Origin of the sequence: Roseomonas rosulenta (assembly GCF_016106005.1) — a bacterium.
In the GTDB taxonomy this organism is placed as follows: domain Bacteria; phylum Pseudomonadota; class Alphaproteobacteria; order Acetobacterales; family Acetobacteraceae; genus Neoroseomonas; species Neoroseomonas rosulenta.
Genome location: NZ_JACADR010000520.1, coordinates 1 through 1,468 on the forward strand (window position 1 = coordinate 1; position 1,468 = coordinate 1,468).

Genomic DNA, 1,468 nt, shown 5'->3' on the forward strand with positions numbered 1-1,468 from the left:
CTCGCCTTCGCCAACCTGGACGACACCGGCGTTCTCGGCGACGGCGTCACCCGCGACAGCACGTTCGATCTCAGCCTGACGGGCGCGACGGCCCTGCGCTATGAGGTCTCGACCGACGGCGGCAGCAACTGGGCGACCACTGCCGCCGCCCAAGTGGGCGTGGCCGACGGCAGCTACCAGTACCGCGCGGTCGTCGCCGACGCGGCGGGCAACGAGGCCACCTCCAACGTGGTCTCGGTCACCATCGACACCACCGCGCCGTTGACTACCGTGTTCGGCATTGATATTTCGAATGATACAAACATCGATGGCGACTTCATCACGGCCGTCGCTGTACAAACCGTCACTGCGACGCTCAGTCAGAGCCTTGCTGCCGACGAGCGGCTGTTCGGCTCCGCAGACGCGGGGAACACCTGGATCGATGTGACGGGCTTCGTCGTTGCCGACAAGCTCACCTGGGCTAACGTGATTCTTGCTGGCAGTAGCAGCTTGCAGTTTCAAGTGACCGATGTCGCAGGGAACGACGGCGCCCTCGCGGTACAGGATTATCAGTTCCCGGGCCCAACCTATGCCGTGAGCCGTGATGGGCTCGACTTCGTGGATCCTGCACTCACGTACACCGGCCCGGTAGACCAGCTAGAGTACTATTGGTTTGGAACAAACCGCACGGAAGCGGTACGCGGGACCGACTTTGCCGACTTTATAGTTCTGTTCGGTGCTGATGACGCCGCTGATGGTGGAGCGGGCAACGACGTTCTAGATGGCGGTACCGGTTCTAATTTCCTAACCGGCGGGAGCGGCAGTGACACGTTCTTCGTCGATGCTCGCGGAGGCAACGTCACCTGGTCCACCGTCACCGACTTTGAAGCGGGCGAGCAAGTGGCGGTATTTGGCTGGCGTGCGGGCGTTAGTTCGGTCACTTGGCTCGATAATGCCGGGTGGGAGGGTTGGACTGGTGTCACCATGCATGCCGACATCGATGGGAACGGTGCCATTGACACATCGGTGACCTGGACTGGGCTTACTAGAGCAGACATTCCCACGCCCATCGAAAGCGCGATCGACGGTACGGGAGTACTCTGGTTCCTCTAGAGACCCCTGCGAAGCGCGCTTGATCGGGTGATGGAGGCGTGGCGGCGGCGGCGAGCGCCATCTCCGCCATGCCCGCGGCGGGCAGCACCGCCTCGCCGAGCAGCCGGTGGTCGGCCAGTCAGGGCATCAGCTCGGTGTCGAGGAACGCGGTCCAGGCACCCGGCTCCGCGCCGCTGAGGATGCCGAGCAGCGGGTCGTCGCGCGCGGTGTCCGTGAGGCGCGCGCTATCCACTGTGCGCGGGACCCAGGTGGACGCCTCGAATAACCGCGTTGCGGGGCGGTGCTGAAGGCCGTCGGGGGCGCGGGGATGCCGGCCGGTGCGGCTGCGCGGCGGGGTTCTGGTGAGGATCGGGGGGTTGGGTTCTTTCTGGTCCTT

3 protein-coding genes are annotated in these 1,468 nt (G+C 64.6%); 1 reads left to right on the forward strand and 2 read right to left on the reverse strand.

The window, feature by feature from the left end:
• The coding region (locus tag HW578_RS26495; protein WP_198373687.1) for an Ig-like domain-containing protein at nt 1–1,092 on the forward strand (1,092 nt) is incomplete at its 5' end.
• On the opposite strand, the gene HW578_RS28520 is transcribed toward HW578_RS26495, so the two are convergent.
• Together HW578_RS28520 and HW578_RS28105 are read right to left on the reverse strand one after the other, a co-directional pair.
• Nucleotides 1,025–1,210 (reverse strand): hypothetical protein, encoded by a 186-nt coding sequence (locus HW578_RS28520; RefSeq protein ID WP_369407988.1) that lies wholly within the window; start codon nt 1,208–1,210, stop codon nt 1,025–1,027. The genes HW578_RS26495 and HW578_RS28520 overlap by 68 nt on opposite strands.
• Nucleotides 1,211–1,468: hypothetical protein (locus HW578_RS28105; protein ID WP_232479321.1), on the reverse strand; the 258-nt coding region annotated here is incomplete at its 5' end.